Source organism: Moraxella equi (genome assembly GCF_002027555.1).
In the GTDB taxonomy this organism is placed as follows: Bacteria; Pseudomonadota; Gammaproteobacteria; order Pseudomonadales; family Moraxellaceae; genus Moraxella; species Moraxella equi.
The window spans coordinates 1-17,868 of record NZ_MXAP01000122.1 but is presented as its reverse complement, the minus strand read 5'-3'; the positions used below and the strand labels follow the sequence as shown (position 1 = coordinate 17,868).

General features: G+C 43.9%; 15 protein-coding genes. 11 read left to right on the top strand and 4 right to left on the bottom strand.

Annotated features, from left to right (window positions below):
- Nucleotides 1-103: 103 nt before the first annotated feature.
- Nucleotides 104-1,987, bottom strand: coding sequence for a potassium/proton antiporter (locus tag B5J93_RS11250; protein WP_079326466.1), 1,884 nt, complete (start codon nt 1,985-1,987; stop codon nt 104-106).
- 252 nt (nt 1,988-2,239) lie between these two features.
- On the opposite strand from B5J93_RS11250, the gene aspS reads away from it, so the two are divergent.
- The 5 genes from aspS to B5J93_RS11225 are packed head-to-tail and all read left to right on the top strand — an operon-like array spanning nt 2,240 to nt 8,055.
- Nucleotides 2,240-4,039 carry an aspartate--tRNA ligase gene (gene aspS, locus B5J93_RS11245; RefSeq protein WP_079326465.1) on the top strand — a complete coding sequence of 600 codons (1,800 nt, stop codon included), beginning with the start codon at nt 2,240-2,242 and terminating at the stop codon, nt 4,037-4,039.
- Between the two features lie 17 nt (nt 4,040-4,056).
- Nucleotides 4,057-4,974: a lysophospholipid acyltransferase family protein gene (locus B5J93_RS11240; RefSeq protein ID WP_079326464.1), complete on the top strand. Its 918-nt coding sequence runs from the start codon at nt 4,057-4,059 to the stop codon at nt 4,972-4,974.
- Nucleotides 4,971-5,717: a glycosyltransferase gene (locus B5J93_RS11235; RefSeq protein WP_079326463.1), complete on the top strand. Its 747-nt coding sequence runs from the start codon at nt 4,971-4,973 to the stop codon at nt 5,715-5,717. The genes B5J93_RS11240 and B5J93_RS11235 overlap by 4 nt, the downstream gene beginning before the upstream one ends.
- The gene (locus tag B5J93_RS11230; protein ID WP_079326462.1) at nt 5,714-7,306 is read left to right on the top strand and encodes a glycosyltransferase family 2 protein; all 1,593 of its coding nucleotides are present in this window, start codon (nt 5,714-5,716) and stop codon (nt 7,304-7,306) included. Before B5J93_RS11235 ends, B5J93_RS11230 begins: the two co-directional genes overlap by 4 nt.
- On the top strand, nt 7,303-8,055 hold the full coding sequence (locus B5J93_RS11225; protein ID WP_079326461.1) for a glycosyltransferase family 25 protein: 753 nt from the start codon (nt 7,303-7,305) through the stop codon (nt 8,053-8,055). Before B5J93_RS11230 ends, B5J93_RS11225 begins: the two co-directional genes overlap by 4 nt.
- 8 nt (nt 8,056-8,063) lie before the next feature.
- Here B5J93_RS11225 and B5J93_RS11220 read toward each other — a convergent pair whose 3' ends face one another.
- On the bottom strand, nt 8,064-9,044 hold the full coding sequence (locus B5J93_RS11220; RefSeq protein ID WP_079326460.1) for a glycosyltransferase family 4 protein: 981 nt from the start codon (nt 9,042-9,044) through the stop codon (nt 8,064-8,066).
- 75 nt (nt 9,045-9,119) lie between these two features.
- Here B5J93_RS11220 and B5J93_RS11215 point away from each other — a divergent pair, with 75 nt between their 5' ends.
- The 4 genes from B5J93_RS11215 (at nt 9,120) to B5J93_RS11200 (ending at nt 12,303) form a co-directional block, all read left to right on the top strand.
- Complete coding sequence (locus B5J93_RS11215; RefSeq protein ID WP_079326459.1) at nt 9,120-9,950, top strand: glycosyltransferase family 25 protein; 831 nt, start codon at nt 9,120-9,122, stop codon at nt 9,948-9,950.
- A gap of 337 nt (nt 9,951-10,287) precedes the next feature.
- The gene (aroC, locus tag B5J93_RS11210; protein WP_079326458.1) at nt 10,288-11,376 is read left to right on the top strand and encodes a chorismate synthase; all 1,089 of its coding nucleotides are present in this window, start codon (nt 10,288-10,290) and stop codon (nt 11,374-11,376) included.
- A gap of 4 nt (nt 11,377-11,380) precedes the next feature.
- A complete protein-coding gene (gene ybaK, locus B5J93_RS11205) occupies nt 11,381-11,848 on the top strand; it encodes a Cys-tRNA(Pro) deacylase (protein WP_079326457.1) in 468 nt (155 codons plus the stop codon).
- Nucleotides 11,849-11,868: 20 nt separating this feature from the next.
- Nucleotides 11,869-12,303: a hypothetical protein gene (locus B5J93_RS11200; RefSeq protein ID WP_174700895.1), complete on the top strand. Its 435-nt coding sequence runs from the start codon at nt 11,869-11,871 to the stop codon at nt 12,301-12,303.
- Nucleotides 12,304-12,332: 29 nt separating this feature from the next.
- Here the strand turns inward: B5J93_RS11200 and prmB are convergent, their stop codons facing one another.
- Complete coding sequence (gene prmB / locus B5J93_RS11195) at nt 12,333-13,466, bottom strand: 50S ribosomal protein L3 N(5)-glutamine methyltransferase (RefSeq protein ID WP_115236763.1); 1,134 nt, start codon at nt 13,464-13,466, stop codon at nt 12,333-12,335.
- A 255-nt stretch (nt 13,467-13,721) separates the two neighbouring features.
- Here prmB and B5J93_RS11190 point away from each other — a divergent pair, with 255 nt between their 5' ends.
- Nucleotides 13,722-14,879 carry a cupin domain-containing protein gene (locus B5J93_RS11190; RefSeq protein ID WP_079326455.1) on the top strand — a complete coding sequence of 386 codons (1,158 nt, stop codon included), beginning with the start codon at nt 13,722-13,724 and terminating at the stop codon, nt 14,877-14,879.
- 132 nt (nt 14,880-15,011) lie between these two features.
- On the top strand, nt 15,012-16,382 hold the full coding sequence (locus B5J93_RS11185) for an ABC1 kinase family protein (RefSeq protein ID WP_079326454.1): 1,371 nt from the start codon (nt 15,012-15,014) through the stop codon (nt 16,380-16,382).
- A 15-nt stretch (nt 16,383-16,397) separates the two neighbouring features.
- Here the strand turns inward: B5J93_RS11185 and B5J93_RS11180 are convergent, their stop codons facing one another.
- Nucleotides 16,398-17,285 carry a LysR family transcriptional regulator gene (locus tag B5J93_RS11180; protein WP_079326453.1) on the bottom strand — a complete coding sequence of 296 codons (888 nt, stop codon included), beginning with the start codon at nt 17,283-17,285 and terminating at the stop codon, nt 16,398-16,400.
- Between the last annotated feature and the right edge of the window lie 583 nt (nt 17,286-17,868).

Genomic DNA, 17,868 nt, shown 5'->3' with positions numbered 1-17,868 from the left:
AGTGGAATACAGTTGCCGCATTGGCAAATTTTAAAAATGTATCTTTACTAAATAATACCAATTTTTAAAAATAATGGGGTTTGTTCGGCGTTTTAAAAGCTCCTTATTCCTTTTTGACCGTATTTTTTAGCCCCACGCCACGTAGTCGTCCGCTATCGTCCATATCACGCACCACAAGCGACCAGTTGCCATTAAGTTTGACCATGTCGCCCTTGACCATTTTGACACTAAAATGCGACAGCATAAACTCCGCCACCGTCATATCTTTGGCTTTATTTAAGTTATCAATCAGCTCATCGTCCACACCTGATAGGACGGGTGTTTTTTGGGGGATTTTTTGTGGCGTAAACTTACCCAAACCGCCCAACGCATTATCAAAGGCTTGGGCGACAGGGGTTATTTTGGTGAACGTTGGGGCGGTGCTTGCCATGGCAAGCCGATAAAACGGCAAATCCGCCACCTTGACATGGGGCGACAGCAGCCAATCGCCATAAAATTCGCTCGTTTTTTGGTATTCCGACACTGAATTATTAAAAATCTTGGCGATATTTGGGGCGACATCGGCGCTCATGGCATACCACACCACATCACCCACTTGTAGGATTGTGTCATCGTGGATACTTAGCAGTCGCTCATTACGCACTAGGGCGAACACGCTAACACCGTCCAGACTGATTTTGCTAGAAATGCGTTCGGGGTGTCGCCCAATGGCAAACGCCCCCATTTTAACCTCAAATTCATACAGGGTAATGTTGGCATTATCCCCCACCCAAATCTCATGCTCCGCCTTGGGTTCGTTGTCTGTTGGCAACCAAACCTTAAAACGTTTTGCCATAAATGGAATGGTTGCCCCCTGAGCCAATAGCGACAAAATCACCACCCCAAACACGACATTAAACGCAAGTCCTGCCCCCTCAACACCGCTCATAATCGGCAAAATGGCAAGGGTAATCGGCACCGCCCCACGCAGTCCCACCCACGAGATAAAACCGATCTCACGTGAGCGAAAGCCAAACGGCACAAGGCTTGTCGCCACAGCAAACGGGCGAGCAACAAACAGCAAAAACAAGAAAATGATAAGCGAATAGTGCCACAACTGCAAAATGTGAGACGGCGTAACCAGTAGCCCCAGCACCACAAACAGCACCGCTTGCGACAACCACGCAAAACTGTCCATAACCCGCAAAACGTGTTCAGTGGCACGCACTTTGGTGTTACCGATAACCACGCCTGCCAAATACACCGCCAAAAAGCCCGAACCGCCCAACAAGTTAGTCGCCCCAAACACCGCCAAACCTGCCGACATAATTAAAATGGCGTACATGCCCTCCGCCAAATGCACTTTTGGCAAGAGCTTAGACAAGCCAAATCCCGATACCAAGCCGACTATCAGCCCCACGATGATTTGCGTGGCGAGCATACCCAGCACCCCGCCCACACTTTGGCTGTTGGGGTCAAGGTTTAGGGCGATAAGCACCGTAACGAGCAAAATCGCCAACGGGTCATTCGCCCCAGACTCTATCTCCAAGGTTGCTTGCACACGGTCATTGAGCTTAACCCCGCCATTTCGCAAAAGGCTAAAAACGGCTGCCGCGTCCGTACTGCCGACAATCGCCGCCATAAGTAGCCCCAATCGCCAATCAATGTCAAGTAGCCATGTGGCAAACAGCCCCAAACTCACGACAGTGGCAAAAACCCCCCAACTTGCCAATGTAATCGCAGGTTTTAGCCCCACCCGAAAAGACGTAAAAGACGTTCGCAAGCCACCGTCAAGCAAAATACACGCCAACGCCGCCTGCCCCACAAAATTGGCAAGCGAATATTCGGCAAATTCTATCCCCAAAATCCCCTCTTCGCCTGCCAGCATGCCCACACCCAAAAAGAACAACAGCAACGGCACACCCAAACGAGCCGACAGGGTACTGGTCATGATACTAGAAAAAATCAGCAAAGCCGAGACAAGATAGACAATATTTAAGGTGTTCATGCGTGTGTGAGTTCCCCCAATGGCAAAATGGCAGACAAAAGGATAAAGACGGATTGGCGATTTTTTAAACGCTTTTTAAAAAAGCAATCGTACCACATCACGGCGTTTTTGGCTATTTGTTAAAGATAAATTCTACAAAAATCCGACAAAATTTCGCCAAACATCTTGCACCTTTTATCATTACAAGGCATAATAGCAAGTTTGAACCATTTTACTTTTAAAATTTAAAGCAACTTTCAAAAAGGCAAATTTATGGCAATTCGCACAGAATATTGCGGTAGTGTTACCGAAAGCTACATTGACCAAACCATTACCGTTGTCGGCTGGGTGCACCGCCGAAGAGACCACGGGGGCGTGATTTTCTTGGACATGAGAGACCGAGATGGACTGTTGCAAGTCGTCATCGACCCCGACACGCCAGAAGCCTTTGCCACCGCTGATAAGGCACGTTCTGAATTCATCCTGAAAATCACAGGGCGTGTGCGTAAAAGATACGAAGGCACCCAAAACCCCAACATGAAAAGCGGTCAAATTGAACTTCTTGCCAAAGAGATTGAAACCCTTGCCACCAGCGAAACGCCACCATTTCCACTAAACGATGATTTTAGCAACGTCTCAGAAGAGCTACGCCTAAAATACCGCTTCCTTGACATTCGCCGTCCTGAAATGCTTGACCGCTTGCGTTTTCGCTCAAAGGTAACAAGCCTTATCCGCAACTACCTAGACGAGCATGGCTTTTTGGACGTTGAAACGCCCATCCTAACTCGTGCCACTCCAGAAGGAGCAAGGGATTACCTTGTGCCAAGCCGTGTGTCTAATGGCGAGTTTTATGCCCTGCCACAGTCGCCACAGCTATTCAAACAGCTTCTTATGGTAGGCGGTATTGACCGTTATTATCAAATCGCCAAGTGCTTTCGTGATGAAGATTTGCGTGCCGACCGTCAGCCAGAGTTCACCCAAATTGACATTGAGACATCGTTCCTTGATGACAACGACATCATGGACTTAATGGAAGGCATGACCGTCAAGCTATTTGACGAACTTTTGGGCGTAAAATTTGACAAATTCCAGCGTATGCCGTATAGCGAAGCCATGCGTGATTATGCCTCCGACAAGCCCGATTTGCGTATTCCACTAAAACTTGTAGACGTGGCGGACATCATGCAGAATGTGGAATTTAAAGTATTCTCAGCGCCAGCCCAAGATCCAAAAGGTCGTGTGGCCGCCTTGCGTGTGCCAAATGGTTCAGAAATCAGCCGTAAGCAAATCGACGACTACACCAAATTCGTTGGTATTTATGGGGCAAAAGGTTTGGCGTACATCAAAGTAAATGATGTATCCAACATCAACAACGGCGTGGATAAAGAAAGCGGATTACAATCGCCCATCATCAAAAATATGACTGATGACGTGCTTGTCGAGCTTATCCGCCGTACAGGTGCCGAAAATGGCGACATCATTTTCTTCGGTGCTGACAAAGCCAAAGTGGTCAATGATGCCATGGGTGCGTTGCGTGTTAAAATCGGTCATGATTTAAACCTTTTGACCTGTGAGTGGGCTCCACTATGGGTTGTGGACTTCCCGATGTTTGAAGAGACCGATGACGGCAAATGGACATCAGTTCACCATCCATTTACCAAGCCAAAAGGCACGGTAGAAGAGATGAAAAACAGCCCAGAGACCGCTTTGTCTATCGCTTATGACATGGTGCTAAACGGCACAGAGATTGGCGGTGGCTCACTGCGTATCAACACCCTAGACATGCAAAAGGCAGTCTTTGAAGCGTTAGGCATTAGTGAGACCGAAGCTGAAGAGAAGTTTAGCTTCCTACTAAACGCCCTAAAATACGGGGCTCCACCGCATGGCGGATTGGCGTTTGGTCTTGACCGCTTGGTCATGCTGATGACAGGGGCAAGCTCCATTCGTGATGTCATTGCCTTTCCTAAGACCAAAACAGCAGAATGTCCCTTGACCTCCGCCCCTGCTGGCGTGGATAACAAACAACTGCGTGAGCTTGGCATTCGTGTGCGTGAAAAAGAAAAAGCTGAATAATCATAGACTTGTGATTTATGCTTAATCTTATCAAATTCGTGCCAATGTCCTTATTAGGGGCATTGGTTCGTTTTGCGTCTTATCTTGCCAAATGGTCAAATGCCAGTATTTACCGCAGTATTTGCACCAATCTCATGCTAGTCCACCCTTTTATGGATAAGGACGAGCGAGACAGGCTTGCCTTTACCGCCCTGCAAAATCAGCTTACCAGCACCCTAGACAGTGCCAAAAGCTGGGCAATGCCCCCAAAGTGGTCTATCGCCCAAATCAAAACGGTACATAATCGTGAGATTTTGGAGCGTGGTTTTGCCAATCCTAAGGGGCTGATTTTAGTGGTGCCACACATCGGTACTTGGGAGATGATGAACGCATGGCTGTGCGGTTTTGGCGATTTGACGATTATGTACAAACCGTCTGGCAATCCTAGCCTTGACCGATTTATCCTAAGCGGTCGTGAACGGCTGTCCGCTAAGCTTGTCCCCACCGACAGCACAGGCGTTAAGGCGATTTTTAAAACCTTAAAATCAGGCGGATTTACCGTGATTTTGCCCGACCATGTCCCCGACAAAAATGGCGGAGAAATCGTGCCGTTTTTTGGCATTCCTACCATGACAGGCACGCTTACCACCAAACTTGCCCAAAAAACAGGCTGTACGTTGGTCGGTTTGGCGTGTATCAAGGGCAAGGACGGATTTGAGATATTTTGTTATGATTTGACCAACCCCAATTTGTACGACAAAAACGACATCATCGCTACCACCGCCCTAAATAGTGGTATGGAGATGATGATAAATGAGCATTTTGCCCATTATATGTGGGGCTATCGGCGGTTTAAGACCACGCCTTTTGGCGAAAACCCCTATCTGTTGCCTTTTGATGATTTGCACGCTCAAATAAGATCTTATAAAATAGACAAAAACAAGGAAAATCCATGACCGACAACCGCTATGTGATTTGTATGAAATGGGGAACCAAATACGGTGCCGAGTACGTCAATCGCCTGTATAATATGGTAAAACGCCATTTGACCCTTGATTTTCAAATGGTGTGCTTGACGGACGATAGCACAGGCATTGATGACAATGTCAAATGCTATCCCATTCCCGAATTAAATCTGCCTACCAACCTGCCCGAGCGTGGCTGGAAAAAGCTTACGACCTTTAAGCCAGAATTGTATGATTTAAAAGGCACGGCGTTGTTTTTGGACATTGACATTGTCATCGTGGATAATATTGACTGCTTTTTTACGCACCAAGCGGAGCATGACGATAGCGTGATGATTATCCGTGATTGGAAAAAACCGTGGCGAATGGTGGGTAACAGCTCGGTATATCGCTTTAAAGTGGGGCAAAATACTTATCCGAACCTGCTTAGTTATTTTGAACAAAATTTTGAAAAAATCCGCTCGGAGGTTCGCCACGAACAGGCGTTTTTGTCCAATTATCTGCGTGAACATCATCATTTGGAATATTGGGACAGTTCGTGGTGTGTGAGTTTTAAATACCACTGCCTACAAAAAATTCCCATGGCGTATTTTGTCCCACCCAAAAAACCAATCGGGGCAAAAATCGTTATCTTTCATGGCGAGATTAATCCACCAGACGCTATCGCAGGTGGGGGTGGTAAATGGTATCGCCACGTTTTGCCAAGTGAGTGGATTAAGGATGCTTGGCGATGAATCAATACCCCCTATCGGTCGTCATGATTGTCAAAAATGAGGCCAAAAATTTGGCAATCAGCCTGCCTGCCTTAGACGGCTTGGCGGACGAAATCATCATCTTAGATAGCGGTAGCACCGACAATAGCCGTGAAATTGCCGAACAATATGGGGCAAAATGGCACGTCAATACCGATTGGCAAGGCTTTGGCAGGCAGCGACAAATCGCCCAGTCTTATGCCACAGGTGAGTGGATATTAGCATTGGACGCTGATGAAGAGATTACCGATGAGTTAAAACAGAGTATTTTGACAGTCATCAAAAATCCACCAAGCGATACAGTATATGGTATCAAACGCATAGATTGTATTTTTGGTCATGAGATTGACAACAGGCTATGGGCGGTCAAGGCTCATTGGCGACTGTATCCCAAAAAATACAACTATGACAATAACTTAGTGCATGAATCGGTCGTGCTAAATGGAGCTACTACTGCCACGCTTGATGGCTTCATGCGACATCATACGGCAGACACGCCCCTATTTTGGCTCACCAAACGCCTAGAATACGCCAAGGCATGGGCAGACGATAGGCACAGACAGGGCAAAAAAGGTAAATTTAGCAAGGTGATTTTAAACCCATTTTGGGCGTTTTTTAAGCAGTATTTTGTGGACGGGCGATTTTTGCAGGGCAGATATGGGCTGATTTATGCACTTATGTTTACCCAATACACCTTTAATAAATATGCCATTTTGTACGATTTGACTCACAACCAAGCCGAACAAGCATTTTTAAAATCGGTAGAATTTGCCAACAGTCTTACACCCATTGATTTGACCGACAAAAAAAGCACGCTATCGCTTGTCATGATTTGCAAAAACGAATCCAAACACCTAAAAGCCTGCCTTGATACGGTGCATGATTTGGTAGATGAGATTATCATTTTGGACAGCGGTAGCACCGATGATACTCGCAAGATTGCCGAACAATATGGGGCAAAATGGCACGTCAATACCGACTGGCAAGGTTTTGGTAGACAGCGACAAATTGCCCAGTCTTATGCCACAGGCGATTATGTGCTGGTGTTGGACGCTGATGAACGCCTTGACCAAGACCTAAGGCAATCTATCGCCGATGTATTAAGACAGCCTGTACAGACGGATAAAGTTTTTGCTATTGCTCGGGTCAATACCTTTTGTGGTGTGGAGGTTCAGCCACGCTCATGGTACACCGACAAGCTCGCTCGGCTCTATGCTCGCACGCATTTTAGCTACTCGGATTTGGAAGTGCATGAATCGCTTGACCAACAAGGTGTGCCAAGCGTGGTATTAAAGGGCTATTTGCCCCACATTACCAACGATAATTTACACCATTTTTTGGTAAAAAACATCCGATATAGCTTTGATTGGGCAAAAGAAAAGCACAGCAAAGGCAAAACCGTAAGTATGGCAGGGCTACTTGCTCGTTCGTGGTTTTCATTTGTGCGTGAGTACGTTATCCGTGCCGACTTTATGGGCGGAGCGTATGGCTACATCTTGGCGGTAGCGTCTTTGGGTTATACGCTCGATAAATACATCATGCTGTGGCAGAAGAATCGGGATAAGTCATGAAAAACTATGTCATCAGCCTAGCCACTGCCACTAACCGCCGAGAGCATCTCAAGGCAGAATTTGGCAGGCAGGGCATTCATTTTGAATTTTTTGATGCGGTTACGCCAGATGGCATAGGGCGTATTTCCACACAATTAAACATTCCTTTGGTAAATAACCAACGCTTGTCACTTAGCGAAAAGGCATGTTTTTTAAGCCACGTCTGTTTATGGCAAAAAATGATAGATGATGGCTTGGAGCATATCGCCATTTTTGAAGATGATGTATATTTGGGAGAAAATGCCACTGTCTTTTTAAAAGATGACTGGTTAAACTTTTCTTTTGATATTATCAAACTAGAAACATGGCATGAATTGGTGCATTTGGGCGAGCCCACCATTCATCATCACGGCAGAGCATTACACTCCCTAAAAAGCACCCACGTTGGGGCATGCGGTTACATCATCTCAAAAGATTATGCTTGCTTGCTCATGGATTATTTGCAACATGATTTTGACATTCATGGTCAGGCAATAGATCATATTTTATTCGGAAGCACTTGCATTAATTCAACCATCTATCAGCTAAACCCCGCCCTAACCATTCAGTCAGATAGATATGACAATACCTTAACAAGCACACTCGAAGCCACTCGCAACAACCGCTATGAGCAACCCATGACTTTAACCCAACAATTTAACCGTCGCATGAAAACATGGAAGCGAAGCATTTTAAAAAGGCTTGTTTACAAGATAGTACCATTTAAGTAGCTAACTAACTATGCTCTCATATGTAGCTTATCCTTGATATTCGCCTTTGATTTTGGGCGTTGCGCGTTTAAATTCTCGCCCGCCAATACTCTTTCATAGCATTCCACATACGCCTTTGACATGGACAAATGACTAAAATGCGTTTTGGCTCTCTCATGGCACGCTCGTCTGTCAAATTTATCAACATCTTTAACCGCTTCGGTCAGCACCGTATAACTGTCCGACAACACTCCCACTTCATCGCTAATAATATCAGGCATTGCCCCAAATGGCGTGGCAAATACAGGGCAACCCAAATACAAACTTTCAATCATGGCAAGCCCAAACGGCTCATGCCATAACACAGGAAAAATCAGCCCTTTTGAATTTCTCACAAGGTCATTTTTAGCCTTGCCACCCACCATACCATGAAAAGTCAAATCCGATGACAAATAAAAATACGGGTTGCGTTTTAGATTAAAACGCTTACCACCCAAAATATGCATGGGCATATTGGCATTTTGGGCGATTTTTATCGCTCCTTGTACGTTTTTGATTCGCCATGTCGCCTTTGCCAAATAATGCACATAATTTTGTGGATTGTCCAAATTTGGCTCGCCATAATCCGCCCAATACAGCCCATTATGCACATAACAACTGGCATTGTAATTCTCAGCGTGTTTGGATGATAAATAAATGGTATTGATATTAAATTCTTTTTCAATATTGCTATTACTATGCTCAGTACAGACAAATGGCGTATTTATCTCGCCATCATAGGGAAAATGAAAATGAATAATATCTGCCCAACCTTCTATTTGACTCTCCAAGGGTTTATTTTCGTCATATATCAAACCATCGGGATTTTTATTGTCATATCTGCTCAAAAACCTAACATCATGCCCAAGCTCTTTTTGCCCTTGATATAACGCCCATAATACCCTCTCCGTCCCGCCATAATCATTAGGTGGAATGGGCAAAGAAGTTAATAAAACGTGTAATATTTTCATGCAGCTCCCAATCGTAGCTTGACAAAATGACGAAATTTAGGCAATATACCATAAATTTTTTCATTCGCCAACGCCATGCTTAAAAATTATGTCATCAGTCTTGCCAATGCACAAGAAAGACGTCTACATATTATACAAGAATTTGGACAAAAAGAGATTAATTTTGAATTTTTTGATGCTGTTACGCCAGACCAAATTGATGAATTAGCGGCTAAATTTGGGCTAGATATCACCAATGCCAATCTAACCAAAGGAGAGCTGGCATGCTTATTTAGTCATATTAGTTTATGGCAAAAAGCCATTGATGATGATTTGGAATATATTGGAATCTTTGAGGATGATGTATACTTAGCCAATTCAAGTCAGTCATTCCTAAACAATATCGACTGGATTCCCGAAGATTGCCACATTATCAAAATAGAGTTGTTTGACAAAATCATTTTGTCAAAAGGCACTAAGATTTCTGCAAAAGACAGGTTTTTAATCCCTCTTATTGATATTCATCTTGGATGTGCAGGATATATATTATCCAAAGATGCCGCTATCAATCTTGTGGACTTTCATAAAGATTATACTGAATATAACGGCATTATTGCTGTCGATCACATTGTATTTGAACATTACATAAAACATGGTAAGTATCGCCCATATCAATTAAACCCCTGTCTATGCATACAAAGTGACAGACAGACCAATCAAACTATTATTTCAAGTCAATTAGAACAAGATCGTCGAAATAGATTTGAAAACGTACTTAGAATTAAGCGTGAAAAAATCAATCAAAATTTGTATAAAAAAATTTGGAGAGAGATAAAAAGACCATTCTTACAATTTTATAGGTGGATAAAAAAAATTATCACCTATATAGATAGAAAGAGAAAAACTGTTTACTTGACACTTGATTAACACACTTGATATAGGGCGTGCTAAACCTTTATAACGCCATTTACAATATAGGCATATTTTAGAAACAAGCCAACCGTTTGTGCATGAAAAACATAGGCTGATAGTTATTCTATCAGACAAGTTTTTGACGATGAAACACAATCCGACCACTTAACCGGGTAAATTGCAAGAATTTTACTTAACTTTTTAAATTAAGTGGTTGGACAGCCATTTTTCATGCAAAAATTGATAGAATTGTTAAATTTTACCATTATTTTATCTAAAATGTTGTCAATGGTAGGCACGCCCTAATTAATTATACTTCATCCAAACATAAGACAATCAAAGAGAGCAACCCATGTCAGGCAACACAATAGGACAACTTTTTACCGTAACCACCTGTGGCGAGTCGCATGGCGTGGGACTTATGGCGATTGTGGACGGTGTACCGCCCAATTTGGAGCTGTGCGAGGCGGATTTGCAAGCCGAGCTTGACCGCCGTAAACCTGGCACGTCCAAATTCGCCACTCAGCGTAAAGAAGATGACGTGGTGGAGATTATCTCTGGGGTGTTTGAGGGGCGTACCACAGGCACACCGATTGGACTACTCATTCGTAACACCGACCAAAAATCCAAAGATTATGGCAACATCGCCACGACTTTTCGCCCCAATCATGCCGATTATACTTACACAATGAAGTATGGCTTTCGGGATTATCGTGGCGGTGGGCGTTCGTCTGCTCGTGAAACTGCCATGCGTGTGGCAGCAGGAGCGATTGCCAAAAAATACCTAAAAGAACGCTTGGGCGTTATCATTCGTGGTCATGTTACCCAAATCGGTACCGAAAAAGCTGAGAAGCTTGATTGGGATATTGTAAACCAAAATCTGTTTTTTTGTGGGGATATTGACGCTATACCACGCTTTGAAAAATTGGTTACGTCTTTGCGTGAACAAGGCACAAGCTGTGGGGCGAAATTAGAGATTTTTGCTGAAAATGTCCCTGTGGGCTTAGGCGAGCCGATTTTTGACCGCCTAGATGCCGATATTGCCCATGCGATGATGTCTATCAATGCCGTCAAAGGCGTGGAGATTGGCGATGGCTTTGGCGTTGCCGAGCAGTTTGGACATGAAAGCCGAGACGAGTTGACCCCTGAGGGCTTTTGTGCCAATCACGCAGGCGGAATTTTGGGTGGGATTAGTAGCGGGCAGACTATTCGTGTCGCTATCGCCCTAAAACCGACCGCCAGTATCACCACCGCAGGCAAGACAATAAACCTAGACGGTGAAGCCACAGATGTGATTACCAAAGGTCGTCATGACCCTTGTGTGGGCGTGCGAGCCACACCGATTGCCGAGGCGATGCTTGCCATTGTCCTACTTGACCATTATTTGCGTCATCGTGGGCAAAATGCCGATGTGGTACAACCTTTAAAGCCGATTGAGTAATGTCATGACCCCTGCCATTCGCCTGTTAAAAAAGCAAAAAATCGCCCACAGTATTCATGAATACGACCATGACCCAAATAACACCAATTTTGGGTTGGAAGCGTCCGAAAAGTTAGGTTTATCGCCTGATGAAGTGTTTAAAACCTTGCTCGTTACGGACGGTAAGGCGTATTTTGTGGCGATACTACCTGTTTGTCATCTGCTTAATTTAAAGAAAATGGCGAATGCTGTCGGTGTAAAAAAGCTTGTCATGGCAAACCCTAGCGACGCCGAACGCTTAACAGGTTATATCGTGGGTGGGATTAGTCCCATTGGGCAGAAAAAACGCCTAACAACCGTGATACATTCGTCCGCCCAAGCCCTTGATAACATGTATGTGAGTGGTGGCAGACGTGGGCTGGATATTGGCATTGCCCCTGATGAGTTAGCAGGTGTTTTAACAGCACAATTTTGTGACATCAAAGATGAGTAATTTTTAATCAGAGGGGCTTTATGAAAAAATTAATGCTTAGCATCATGGCAGGTGCTATCCTACTAACAGGTTGTGCCACCACAGGCACGAATGATACAAGCAACGCCATTAATACCGCAACCAATGTCGGTATGGCAGTATTTAAAACTGCTGTGAACACCCAATGTCGCACCCAGCTCAATGGCTATAATGCCTACAAAACCATCACCATGCTGATGACTACTGAACAAAAAACAGCTCTTGAAAACAAAGTATGTAGTTGTGTGAGCGAAAAAGCCCCACAAAGTGTCACCCTTACCGAACTGGGTCAAGCTGTCATTGATGAAAATGCTCATGTGCAAATCGCCACATCTGCGGTAAGCAAGACGATTCATGCCTGTGTGAGTGAGTTTGCTGGCGGTATTTTAAAAACCCACTTATCGCTCATCAGTCATAATACCAAGGCGACAAATTAAACCTCATCACCAATAAAGCAATCCATCCATTATCTCCCCTTCACCCTATCCACCTGCCTTTTAAACTCATCACGATATTCCAAAAGCTCTTCGCAGGTAATGGCAAAAATCCCACTTCCGCCTTTTTGGAAGGTGAGCCAGTCAAACTGAATCTCAGGATAAGATTGGCGTAACGCCCATTCGCTGTCGCCCACTTCGCACACCAACAGCCCGTCTTTGGTCAGATAGTCAGGGGCGTGGTACAAGATTTGATGCACCAAATCCAACCCATCCTGCCCTGCCGCTAAGGCATGTTCTGGCTCATGCAAGAACTCCGGTGGCAACTCTGCCATGACCGCAGCATCCACATAAGGTGGATTGGTTACAATCAGTTCGTACTGATTCTCGGCAGGGATTTTGGCAAATAAATCACTTTCAACCAGATTCACTTGATGAGATAATTCATGATGCTCGACGTTCGTCCATGCCACCTCCAAGGCATCTTTATCAATGTCCGCCCCGTCGACGTTGGAATCGGGGAATGCTACCGCCAAGGCAATGGCGATACAACCTGATCCTGTGCAAAGGTCTAAAATACGCTCAGGCGGAGCCAGTTGCAACTCTTGCAAGCCGTGGGCAAAAAATTTGGTTTTGTTGGCATTATCCACATCAAAATATGGATAGAAGTTTTGATTAATAAGCTCGGCAATGGGCGAGCGTGGAATAAGCACACGCTCGTCCACATAAAACGGCAAATTACAAAAATACGCTAAGTTAATGAGATACGACAAAGGCTTACGCTGAATAATCCGCTCAGCGAGCAAATCAAGTACCGCCTGTTTTTCACTGTCGGTCAAACGACAATCCAAAATCTCAGGATTCGCCCCCCAATCTAGGTTTAACGTATGCAGGACAATGGCAGAGCTTTCGGCAAATTCATCGGTCGTCCCCTGTGCCACCACCACGTCATATTCACGCAGTTTGCTCACACAAAAACGGATAAAATCCCGAATGGTACGCAAATTTCGTCCTGCTTCATCAAGCTGAATATGCAACTCGTCAATTTGGGCAGGGCTTAATTTGCCATTGTCTAGCTCGTCTAAGTGTTCTAAGTTGTCTGAGCTGTCAAATTCTTGCTCGGCATCATCGCTAAACTGGTCATCTAAATGGGTGTCTGACATGATATTCTCTTAATCGCATAAAATTGCCATTATAAAGAAAAATCGCCCATTTTTAAACCGCTTTTTAAATCAGTCATTAAATTTGTGGTAAAAAATGGTTTTTTGGGGTAAACATTGATAAAATAGAAAATTTAAACCTTGTGTTAATTTGGTAGGAGCGAATCACATTCGCCCTAATGATTTTGGATAATTTCAAACATACCAATGATTAACAACATCACATTTTAAAGATAACAGATTTATCAAAAAGAGACATCCATGACCGACAAACTCCCCTTTTGCCTGCCTGCCGACATCACGCCCGAGATTTTTTTGGCAGAATATTGGCAAAAAAAGCCTCTACTTATCAAAAACGGCTTGCCTGCCCTTGTGGGTATGTTTGAGCCGACAGACGTGCTTGATTTGGCGATAGAAGACGGCGCATCAGCACGGCTTATCGCCCAAAAAGACGACAACCCAAAGGAGTGGACGCTCAAAAATTCGCCTTTGACCGAGCAAGATTTGCAAAACACCCCACGCCTATGGACAGTGCTGGTGCAAAACCTAGAACAGTGGTCGCCCGAGCTTGGCGAGCTGTGGCAAGCCTTTGATTTTATTCCAAAATGGCAACAAGACGACATCATGGTATCGGTCGCTGGGGCGGGTGGTTCGGTAGGCGAGCATTATGATGAATATGACGTGTTTTTGGCACAAGGGTATGGCTCTCGCCGTTGGACGCTTGGCAAAATGTGCAGTAGCGACACGCCATTTATTGAAGGTCAGCCCATTCGCCTGCTTGACGACATGGGGCAGATTATTTTTGATGAAATCCTAGAAGCAGGGGACGTGCTGTATGTACCGCCACGCCTTAGCCATTATGGGGTCGCCCAAGACGACTGTTTGACGTTTAGCTTTGGGTTTCGCCGTCCCAACATGGTGCAAATCCTAGACGAAGTGGCAGATGTTGCCACAGGCGAACACGCCCTATTCTCTCCGCTTATCCTGCCCCAAGCCTTACAAAACAACGCTTATGAGCTGACAGACGAGAGTATTTCTACCATAAAAAATGAGCTTATCAATTTACTAAATTCTGACAAAGGCAACGCCATTTTAACCCAAGCGTTGAGTGAATTGGTTAGCAAACGCCAATATGATTTGATTGCCTTTGATGACGAACTTGCCCCTGATGAACTGGCTGAACGCTTACAAAATGGCGAATGCCTGATGATAAATCCTGCCTGCCGATTTGTCCGACAAAATGACGATTGGTACATCAATGGCGAATGCGTGTGTTTTAATGACAAAGAGCTGGCACTCATTAACCGCTTTACCAATCATGACGTGATTACGTTTGATGACTTATCTTGTGATTTGGATAACGACTTATTGGCAAGTTGTGCAAATTGGCTCAATGATAAGTGGCTGATTTTGATTTAATTCATTTAAATGCCAAGCAACAAACTTGGCATTTTCTACCGCCAACACCCAACCACACCTACCCCCAAAAGAGCATAGCCAAAACCCCCGTTTTCTGCTATAATCGCCAATTTTAAATGATTTGATAGCTCAATGACCGACAAAAAGCCCCTAGATACCGTAAAAACGTCCACCTTTTCTCGCCAGTTAAGCATTGCCAAAACTTCCCTAAACATCGGCAAAAACTGGGCGAAAAGTGGCGTTACAGGGCTTTTTTTATCCAAAGAACAGCGGGAACTCCAAAAACACACGCTCATGCAAGAGCAGGCGGATTATTTGGTGGCAGAGCTTGGCAAATTAAAAGGGTCGGTCGTCAAAGTCGGGCAAATGCTGGCGTTATATGGCGAGCATATGCTCCCCCGTGAAGTCGTCAATGCCCTGCACACCCTAGACGCTCAGACCGCCCCATTGGCGTGGCACATCATCTATCAGACGATACGGGCGGAGCTGGGCGAGCGGATTGATGATTTTGAGATTGAGCGGACACCCATTGGCACGGCAAGCCTTGCCCAAGTCCACAAAGCCACGCACAAATATTCAGGGCGAGAAGTTGTCCTAAAAGTCCAATACCCCAATGTCGCCCAAGCCATTGATTCGGATTTGTCGTTATTTAAGCATTTATTAAAAGTAACCAACGCCGTCCCCCAAACCAAAGCTCTAGATGACTGGTTTGGCGAGATTAGGCAGTTATTACATCGGGAAGTAGATTATGTCATGGAAGCAAACACCACCAAGCGATTTGCCGATTATCTCAAAGGCGATGAGCGATATATCGTACCGACCATTTATGATAATTATTCCACACCCCGTCTGATTTGCATGAGTTATGAAGCAGGCATTCATTTAAATGACCCTGCCCTACAATCATTAAATCAAACACGCCGTAATCACTTAGGGCAATCCGCCATTGACATTGTCATGCGAGAGATTTTTGAATGGGGCGAGATGCAAACCGACCCCAATTTTGGCAATTATTTGGTCAGACTTGATGATGTTACCGAACAAGACAAATTGATACTCCTCGATTTTGGGGCGATTAAACAATTTGATGACAAATTATTAACCATTGCCAAAAATCTACTCATCGCAGGTCATTATCAAGACAAAACGATGATGAAAAATGCGATGACTGGCTATGATTTTTTTGATAAATTAACGGGCAAACCCCAAGATAATGTGGCAGACGTGCTAATGATGGCGTGCGAGCCATTTGCCGACAGCGATACCGCAGACAGCGAATATCTCGATGATGACAAATACATCTGGGCAAAAAGCGACCTATATCAGCGTGTCATGACCACCGCCAAATCAGGCATGCAGTCGCTAGAATTTAGCCTACCACCCAAAGAGCTGATGTTCATCAGTCGCAAATTTATCGGGGCATATGCTCTGCTCTCGGCATTGGACAGCCGTACGGATGCTGATAGATTGGTAAAACGCCACATCGCAAAAAACGCTCAATGATGAGCGTTTTATTTTTTATTCAAGATTAGCAAAATGCTTTACCAAAATATCCAAACAGCGTTGCACTTTGATGGGCTGAAATTCTTTATCAGGCAGTCTTGCCACCAATGCCAAGGGCGGTAGTTCATGCCCTGCCAGCACGTTTTTAAGCTCGTCACTTTGGATGAATGGCTTAGCGTCCAAAACATTAACCTTGATGATGCCTTGGTGCGACATGGCAAGTTTTAGGGCGATTTTAGAGCTGTTGGTACTAAGGCGACTTTTTATGGCGGCCGTCTCACCTGTAGCGAAGGTTATCGTGCGATTGCCGTCTAACAAAATAAAATCCTGCTCAGCCAAATCATCAATGCTACGGATGGGTGCATGCCTATTCAGATAGTCGCCCGATGCCAATAATAACTGTGGCACATAAGTCAGTAACACATTATTTTTATCATGTTCACTTACTTCTTTGGCATCGACAAAACCCACGCAGATGTCCACACGGTCATGAGTCATGTCAAGCTCTTCCCCATGCACCATAAAGTGTAGCGACAAAGATTCATTTTGCACCAACCAATCTGATAAAGCAGGCATGAGATATTGGCAAGCCACCTGTGGCGTGGTCGCGATGGTTAGGTTGCCCATGACGTCATCACGCAAACGGCTTGCCTGATGCCAACCCATCTCGGCTGCCGTTACCATTTTTAAGGCTGACTGATAAAATAACTCGCCCACTTCGGTAAGACTAACTCTGCGTGTCGAGCGTTGCAATAACACCGCCCCAAGCTCGTTTTCCAATGAGCGAATCTGTTGGCTAACTGCACTTGTGGTAATATTTAGTTCTTTAGCGGCACCACTAAATGAACCATGCCTAACGACTGCCACAAAAACCGCCATCGCTCGCAAATTATCCAACAACATCTTAGCCCCCTATCTACCGATTCATGCAGATTATTACCTGTATTAATTATTTGTCTGACAAACCTGTAAAACAAGAGCGAAACTAAATGTTCAATCAGACCCTTTAGCAGCCTTTGCAAACACCTGTTAATATTTGACTAATTACTTTTTAATAGGCAAATAATTAGCTGGCAAGCTGGCAAGTATTATAACAAATAATTTTTATAAGTCAAATATTTATCTAAAATAATATTATTTTTTATAAAAAAATTTTTATTAATCATATTTATAAAAAACCAACAAAAAAAACAATAAATAATCATAAAATTTTAAAAAATAATTTATAAAAAGAATAATAATATTTGTAGAATATAAATTTAAGTCATTGAAAATAAAAGAGTTATTTTATTTTTCGAAGAAAAATTATTTTAAGATTATTTTAAAATAGTAATTTTTTTGATAAAAAATATTTCTAGATTAATTCTTGAAAATGACATATAATAGCAAAATTAATTTTTGTCATTCTTATAAAAATTATCATATAAAAACAAATAAAAATAATTATTATTTTATCTATTTTATAATAGACCCCCTGCAAAACTAC